This window comes from Methylobacterium sp. J-030 (genome assembly GCF_022829545.1).
Lineage (GTDB): Bacteria > Pseudomonadota > Alphaproteobacteria > Rhizobiales > Beijerinckiaceae > Methylobacterium.
Window position 1 is genome coordinate 1 of sequence record NZ_JAKSYM010000077.1, and the last position, 6,731, is coordinate 6,731.

General features: G+C 60.4%; 10 protein-coding genes and 1 pseudogene. 5 read left to right on the forward strand and 6 right to left on the reverse strand.

The genetic code is table 11. The annotated features are described in order from the left end of the window. Window positions 1-72 precede the first annotated feature (72 nt). From MKK75_RS04000 to MKK75_RS04010, 3 genes are read right to left on the reverse strand one after another with little or no spacing between them, the layout of a single operon-like run. On the reverse strand, window positions 73-450 hold the full coding sequence (locus tag MKK75_RS04000; protein WP_244041339.1) for a hypothetical protein: 378 nt from the start codon (window positions 448-450) through the stop codon (window positions 73-75). Further along, window positions 450-665: a hypothetical protein gene (locus MKK75_RS04005; protein WP_244041340.1), complete on the reverse strand. Its 216-nt coding sequence runs from the start codon at window positions 663-665 to the stop codon at window positions 450-452. Before MKK75_RS04005 ends, MKK75_RS04000 begins: the two co-directional genes overlap by 1 nt. Continuing rightward, the gene (locus tag MKK75_RS04010) at window positions 662-850 is read right to left on the reverse strand and encodes a hypothetical protein (RefSeq protein ID WP_244041341.1); all 189 of its coding nucleotides are present in this window, start codon (window positions 848-850) and stop codon (window positions 662-664) included. Before MKK75_RS04010 ends, MKK75_RS04005 begins: the two co-directional genes overlap by 4 nt. A gap of 450 nt (window positions 851-1,300) precedes the next feature. On the opposite strand from MKK75_RS04010, the gene MKK75_RS04015 reads away from it, so the two are divergent. The 3 genes from MKK75_RS04015 to MKK75_RS04025 all read left to right on the forward strand — a co-directional run bounded on the left by MKK75_RS04015 (window position 1,301) and on the right by MKK75_RS04025 (window position 2,588). After that, the gene (locus tag MKK75_RS04015; RefSeq protein WP_244041342.1) at window positions 1,301-1,582 is read left to right on the forward strand and encodes a hypothetical protein; all 282 of its coding nucleotides are present in this window, start codon (window positions 1,301-1,303) and stop codon (window positions 1,580-1,582) included. Window positions 1,583-1,739: 157 nt separating this feature from the next. Continuing rightward, on the forward strand, window positions 1,740-1,946 hold the full coding sequence (locus MKK75_RS04020; RefSeq protein WP_409567518.1) for an SH3 domain-containing protein: 207 nt from the start codon (window positions 1,740-1,742) through the stop codon (window positions 1,944-1,946). Window positions 1,947-2,060: 114 nt separating this feature from the next. After that, on the forward strand, window positions 2,061-2,588 hold the full coding sequence (locus MKK75_RS04025) for a hypothetical protein (RefSeq protein ID WP_244041348.1): 528 nt from the start codon (window positions 2,061-2,063) through the stop codon (window positions 2,586-2,588). 175 nt (window positions 2,589-2,763) lie between these two features. Here MKK75_RS04025 and MKK75_RS04030 read toward each other — a convergent pair whose 3' ends face one another. Both MKK75_RS04030 and MKK75_RS04035 read right to left on the reverse strand, forming a co-directional pair. Beyond that, a complete protein-coding gene (locus MKK75_RS04030) occupies window positions 2,764-3,129 on the reverse strand; it encodes a DUF3467 domain-containing protein (protein WP_244041344.1) in 366 nt (121 codons plus the stop codon). 3 nt (window positions 3,130-3,132) lie between these two features. Beyond that, entirely contained in the window at window positions 3,133-3,630 is a 498-nt protein-coding gene (locus tag MKK75_RS04035; RefSeq protein ID WP_244041345.1) for a helix-turn-helix domain-containing protein, read from the reverse strand. Window positions 3,631-4,517: 887 nt separating this feature from the next. Here MKK75_RS04035 and MKK75_RS04040 point away from each other — a divergent pair. Further along, window positions 4,518-5,210: a hypothetical protein gene (locus MKK75_RS04040; RefSeq protein WP_244041346.1), complete on the forward strand. Its 693-nt coding sequence runs from the start codon at window positions 4,518-4,520 to the stop codon at window positions 5,208-5,210. Window positions 5,211-5,537: 327 nt separating this feature from the next. Continuing rightward, entirely contained in the window at window positions 5,538-5,777 is a 240-nt protein-coding gene (locus tag MKK75_RS04045; protein WP_244041347.1) for a hypothetical protein, read from the forward strand. Window positions 5,778-6,586: 809 nt separating this feature from the next. Here the strand turns inward: MKK75_RS04045 and MKK75_RS04050 are convergent. After that, window positions 6,587-6,731, reverse strand: a pseudogene (locus MKK75_RS04050) (IS481 family transposase); the annotation flags it as partial.

The window sequence follows — 6,731 nt, forward strand, 5'->3', positions numbered from 1 at the left end:
CGGCGCGGGCCGACGCGGATGCCAGCGGAGCCGTGAGGATGGCGCCGAGCGCGGCGCGGCGGGTGGACGGGTTCACAGCCATGCCGAGCCCTCCCGCCAGTCGCAGCCAACCGCGCTGAGCACGAGGGCGGCGCGGGTGGACGGGAACGACACGCCGTCGCCCATGGGCTGCCCCTCGCTGTCCAGACGAAGCTTACCGCGGACACGGTGCCAGCGAAGTGCTTCGCCGTGGCAGCAGTTGATGCTTTCGCTGGCGGCGCTTTCCTCCGCCATCTCACGGACAAGGCAGCTCCGCTCGAACATGAGCCAGTCGTGGTACTCGCGGAGCAGCCGCGGGGTGACAGGCTCGGCCACGGCGGCCGGCGCTCCGATGAGGGCCACACTTCCGCCGATCAGCGGGAGCGTGGTGAGGCCGCGCAGGAAGCTGCGGCGATTAGCAGGGGCGGTCATTAGGCCCTCCCCCCGACCTTGCGGAAAGCTTCCGTGCGTCGCGTGTCGAGTCGCCGGGCCATGTCCAGCAGCACGATGCTGATGACGTAGATCTCTTCCGGCTCAATCGGGGTTTCGGTTGTGCCGAGGCGGTTGAGAAGCATGGCCCACCGGCCCAGATCCCGGATATCCCCTTCCATGCTATCGACGGCATTGAACGCGGGATGGCTGCTCATGCCGCTTCTCCCACATTGAAGCGGTGAGCGCCGCGTCCGGTCCATTCGGCAGCCGAGGCGTCCAGCACCTCGGGCTCGCGGTCCACGTCGCCGTCCATCGCGTCGAGGAGATCGATCAGGCCGCCGATCAGATCCTCGACTTCGGTGCGGGACAGGGCACGGATGCCGTGGGTGAACTGGGCCATGCGGCTCTGCAAACACGACACCGTGTCGCTTATGGCCGGATTGGCCGCTCGCATTGTACGGATGGCCTGTGTGACCGGTCCTACCTGTGTTGAAGGCAAGCGCGGGCGTTCACCGCCGCTGATGGGCGGTGTAGGGTGGTGGATAGCCATGTCACGTAGATCCCAGACGTTGCAGGGTTAGGGTCGGATGGAAGAATGAGCCCTTCCGTTCGGCCCGCAGTTCTGGTAAAGCAGAAATATGCTGATGTCAATTCCGGTAAATTCGAAAAAGGCTGGGAGGCCAGCGGGGCGCGAATTCCCTGTCGCTGTACAGTTGCGCCTTACCGACCTGCAGGCGGCGTCTATAGATGATTGGCGCCGTCTCCAGCCCGACCTACCGTCCCGCTCCGAAGCCATCCGCCGCCTCGTTGAGGAAGCCTTGAACGCGAAGCGGTCTTAGCGGAGCCACGAATGTTGGAGCCAGATCTAGACCTAGACAACCACGAACTGGAGCACTCCCCGCTGTCTGGCTCATTCAGCCGGGATGGTGAGACCGTCGATGTCGAGATCTACCGCTATGCCGGCACTCAGAATCCGTGGCGGTTGGTTGTAGTCGACCTGTCGTCGGGGCGCCCCACCGCTTGGGCTGAGACCTTTGTGACGGATCAGGAGGCCTACGAAGCCTTCACCGCGATGGTCGAAGCGAACGGCATGGCGACCTTTGTGGGCGTTGTGTCGCCTGTGCGGCACTGATACCGGGCGAAGCTCTCACCGAGCACCTGAAGGCGAAGGGCTACCTGAAATGAGGCGTGCTCTGCTCATCGGCTTGATGGCCGTGGCGATCTCAACCGCTGCCTGCGCACAGGCAACGCTACGCGTGATCGACACCGCGCCGAACGATGTGCTGAACGTGCGCGAGTTTCCGACGTCCGACGCTCGGATCGTGGGTGTCATCCCACCGGACGGCCGCGGGATAGTCCCGACCGGTGAGCGCAACGGCAACTGGGTTTTCGTGCGCTACCGGAAGGTCGAGGGCTGGGTCTCTCGGCGGTTCGTGTATCCCGAGGCGCCGCCGGTCCGACGTGGGCGAAGCTTGGACCCTGATGATGCTGAGTGAGCTAGCCGGCCAAGGTTACGTGCGGCACTGCGAGGATCTGGAGGGGGCGCAATGATCCGGTTCGGGAATGCGCCCTCCAACTCCGACCATAGGACCAAGGAAGTCGATTTACCGATGGCAAATGACGATACGCTCGCGAAGGCTTTGGCCAGCGTGAGGCAGCAGCGTGAGACCCTCCAGGCTGAGTACGAGCGAGTGGCTGGCGAGCTGACGAAACTCCGCCTCGCCGAGCGCTCGCTCGCATCGATCGTCGAAGGTGCGTCGCTGGATGAGCCGGCCGACGATCAGCTGAAGCGGCGTCGCGCTCCCGCGGAAGAGGGTCAACCTCGCGCCACCCGTGGTCCCCGCGGGCCTCGGGCCAACTCTGCCAAGGGGCGGTTGAAGGCGCTCTTGGGGGAAGCCGGTTCCGAGGGGCTGACTCACGCTGAGATCAGCGAACGCCTGATGGACGTGGCAGCCAACACCCTGAACACATACCTCAGCGTGATGGCGAACAGCGGTGAGCTGGATCGAGACGGCGACACATACCGCGCCGGCACTTCTGCTGCGGCTGCTGCAGCGGATCCTGCCTCGGATGATGAGGACGAGGGCGATACCAAGGACGACCGGGAGGACGGCGATAAGGCGGAGGCAGCCGAGTAGGGCCGTTCGGCGCGTCTTCTGCCAACGACATGCGAATTGTACCTGCAGACCAGCGATGGCCATGCGGGCACATGGGCCTGTAGCGCAATGGTTAGAGCCGACAGCTCATAACGGTCTGGTTGCAGGTTCGAGTCCTACCGGTCCCACCAGACGTCCGTAAGCCGACCTTAAGGCATCAAGATTTTTTCAAAGACTCCTCATGCGCAGCTCGCAGAGACTTGATGCCGGCTTTAGCCGCTTGAACACCTTTCCGCATTAGCTCAACTGTATTGACAGGGATCTCCTTTGTCTCGATGTGGCCAAATTCTGCTTCCCAGGCGGCGGTGGCGTTCGTCAGTGTCTCTGCGAGCACCTTCAAGGCTTGAGGCGAGAGTCTAATTGAGGAAAGTTCCTCAATTACATTGTTCCCAGCAAAATTTACCAAGCGAGAGAAAGTTACAGTCGCATCAAATCCGCTCAATGCAATGTACGTCTGATTACTGTAAATATCTTGAAAATTTGGTGATCTCACAACTTGGACTTGAGGAACCTGCTCCGCCATGTTTCATTCTCCCCCAGACTTGATGACTGTGGCAAGGACATTGATCATGTCCCCAACCTGAACCGATTGAGATGGATAGTAATAGCCCTCTATGTTGCCGCTACTATAGTTTGTTCCAAAATTATCATTCGATTTACGTTGGTCGACAGCCAACTCAGAGCCTGGTGTTTCTAAGTCATTAAGCGTTGGCGCTATAAAAACACGGTCACAACCCATTGTTAGCTCAGTCGAACTAATGCCCAAGAGTAAATTGCTGACTGTATTTAAGGTCCAATTGCCAGGACTTGAAAGCCATTTATGAATCTGCTCGGGCTTTTTTCCAAGTCTTCTGGCTAGTTTTGCTTGTGTGAGTCCATCAATCCTCGCTTGCTCAAACTCTCCAATCACCAAGTCGTATAAGCGGCTGCGAAGCCGATCCTGAAAATAAACAAGGCAATCATTTGGGATTTCTGCATCTGGGTGCGTAGTCTCAGACAAGGAAGGTATTTGAGATGTAGTCATCGGCATGGTCTCCAATGTGCGGCGGCATCGCGACAAACAATGATGTCCATGTGCGTTCACATTGTCTCTTCTGCCATTCATACTGCTCTTGGGTTAAGCAATTCTCTTTATAATCCCATGTCAATGCAATAAATTTATCTTTTGCTGCGAACCGACCGAATATGCGAATGCCTGGCGAAGGATCTCTGCATCGCATCTCCCATATTTCTTCGTGCCTCATATCAAGCAAAGCTGTGTGAGCAACGACTGATTTAGATGGCGGAAATCTGACTGCTATTCGCAACCCTTCTGTGAAAGTGTCGACATGCTGCCTCGCACTGACGTGTCTCCTCCGATAGCGCGCGACCCGAGGTGCTTGGCAGAGCATCGTCTGGACCTCGTGTGTCGCATAGACATGCCGCAGCATCGGCTTTCTGAGCACGTGGGGGATGAGAACGAGGCGGCCTGCATGGAGGTAGCTTGCAACAAACTGCTCCATTAACATATAAGTTCATTCCGCGGCGCACAACGCACGTAGGGTTGCTTTCGGCAGAATGGCTAAGAAAAGGGCGCACCTGCAACACCGGCTGACGGGCGCCTCCTGATTTTCTCACGCCTGCCCACTGTTGCTCGCCATCGCGTAGGCCTGGCCTTTTGGGTCTGATAGCTCGACACAGCCATCCCGGCGGCTATCCTGCACCCATGCGCACAGCCCTCACCACCCTCGCTCTCGTCGTTGCTGCCGGTGGGGCGCAGGCCACGTGCGAAGCCTAACCCCATGACACGAAAGGATGTCCGCGGTGGAGCCTCAGTTTGCCTCGCCATGCTCGCATGAGCTGACGAGGCTCGCCGCCGTTTCGTGGTGAACCTCTTACAAGTTTGTCGATTAAAGCGTCATGGAGGAAGCCATGACCAACATTCGCATTCCTATCCTATGTTCTATTCTCGCTCTCGCGCTCTCGGTGTCAGCATTCGCTCAAACGGATGGCGGCAATGGCGGCTCTGATCCGCTCGCTGTCGAGAAGGTCCCCAATACCACCGCCGTTGGTCAAACCAAGCCGCCGAGCCGAGATGCGAGCCCGACCTCGGTGAAGCCTATCGAGCGGCTGACGCCCCGTCAGGCAGCGGACGACGCTATCAGCCAGCAGGTCTGCCGAGGTTGCACTCCAGAGCCTAGCGAGACTGGTTCATTGACTGTTCCTGTCCCCGTCGTTGCTCCGCCGGAACGGCGTGATGTTCGGCTGGAGGAGCTACAGTCAGCTCCTCAGCCCAAGCAGCAATCCGACCTCGACACTGTTGCCCTGGCGTCTGCCCATCGCGAGCAGGCGAAGTCGGTGGATGAGAAAACTAACGGCCTTTGGCAGTCCTGGGTGGTTTCGGTCTGCGACGGTTGCGGTGACCAGAAGCCAGCGAGGGCTCTGAAACTGGAGGACTGGCCGAACCGTAACGTCCCAATGACGACCGGCTCAGTAAATCCGAAAGCCCCTGCAACGAAGGTGGACCACGCTGAGGCTAAGCGCGTCGAGGCTCGGCATCATCACAGCCTTGAAGCCGATCTCTCGCCTGAGAACGTCGACGCCATCAGGCGAATGCCGCAGTAATGATGCAAGAGAGCCTCGACCTCTCATTGATTATTACGGCTCGCTATCGCCTTCCTCCATGGAAGTGTGATTTTCGGCGGGAGCGTGCCGACTGTTACGCCTAAGCCTGTCGGATCCGCACACCGTCGCGCGGCTTGTAAGCGGATCAGCCGCTCGGCCCCGCCCCGATCTGCTCACGAGGCAATCGAGCGTCAGATCACCCCCGCGTGAGCCGATAAGCTTTGCGGCGCGTTAAGTCGGATGGGCGGTGATGGTGACCGAGCCGTGATCGGGTGGCCGCCTCGGGACGCTCGAGGCGGGGGTCGCCCCGCCCGAGAGGTGCAGACGATGTCGAACTTCCAAGGTCGCGACGCGCGTGAAGTCTCGATGGCCAGCGGTATGCTGGTTTCCCAGCTGGGCGAACTGATGATCACCAAGGGCCTGATCACCCATAAGGAGGCTGCGGCCGTGGTTCAGGCTGCTCAGGGCGGCGCCTCGGTTCACCCAACCGTATCGACGGCGGGCGCCATTCTAGTGCTACACGAGATCGGGCAGAGCTGGGAGGCGGCTGGAACTCGCAAGTCCTGAAACGAAAAAGCCCGCCGCGGCGAACCGGGCGGGCTGAGATCGGCGAACGCGGTCGGGTTAGCTCAGGGCAAGCAACGCTCGCAAACCGCTGGCCTGATCCTCTTAGCGATGCGCACCGCCGATCATCGACCCGTTCGAGTCGGTGATGTACCAGCCGCTGTGCACCGCGCTGCCCGGCTTCTCATGGAAGTCGATGTAGGTGACCTTCAGCATGGCATGTGCCCTCGGATCGCATGTAGCGGGACAATCCGGACGGGCTGATGGTCGTTCCGACGGCCGCACTTGAGCAAATAGAAAAGCCCGCCGCGGCGCTGGGCCGGGCGGGCTGGTTTCCCTGCGATAGCGCAGGTCTACTTGCCGCTGGGCGCGGCGTAGCTACCGGTCACCCCATTGCCGCCACCGCTGCCAGCGGGTGCTCCCGGCGTCTTGTTCCGGGCGAAGCTGGCGCCGGGATATCTCCGTTGGGTCCGCGACATCATCCGGTGCCGCCTTCGGTGGTGCCTCATCCGCACGGTGGTGAGCATGTCGGACGGTGACGAAATGCCTGCTACCGGACCAGCAGGTACGGCCGCCGCCGGTAGGGTCAGGCCAGCGAGACCTACACCAGCCAGCGCTGCAAGAATTAAGGTACGCATAGATTCCTCCTTGCCACGGCTCAGGAGGAGCGCGCCGGCTCATGAGGAAGCGCCGAGGCTTACCTCTTGTTCATAGCCCTCGCCGGCCCGCGACTCAGCACCGCGGCCTCGAACAGGTTGTCGATCACGCCAGCCCATAGTTGGCAGCCACTGCGAGGAAACCGCATTCACCTACTAGGTGTTTGGTCCCGGCATTTGGTGGAGCGGGTTTGACCTGAAGCGGCTGGGCTCGGTGGACCATGCTTTGCAGATGGCCTCGTAGGGCGTGAGACCACGCAGGGTCTTGAGGCGGCGGCCAAAGTTGTAGGCGCTTACGAAG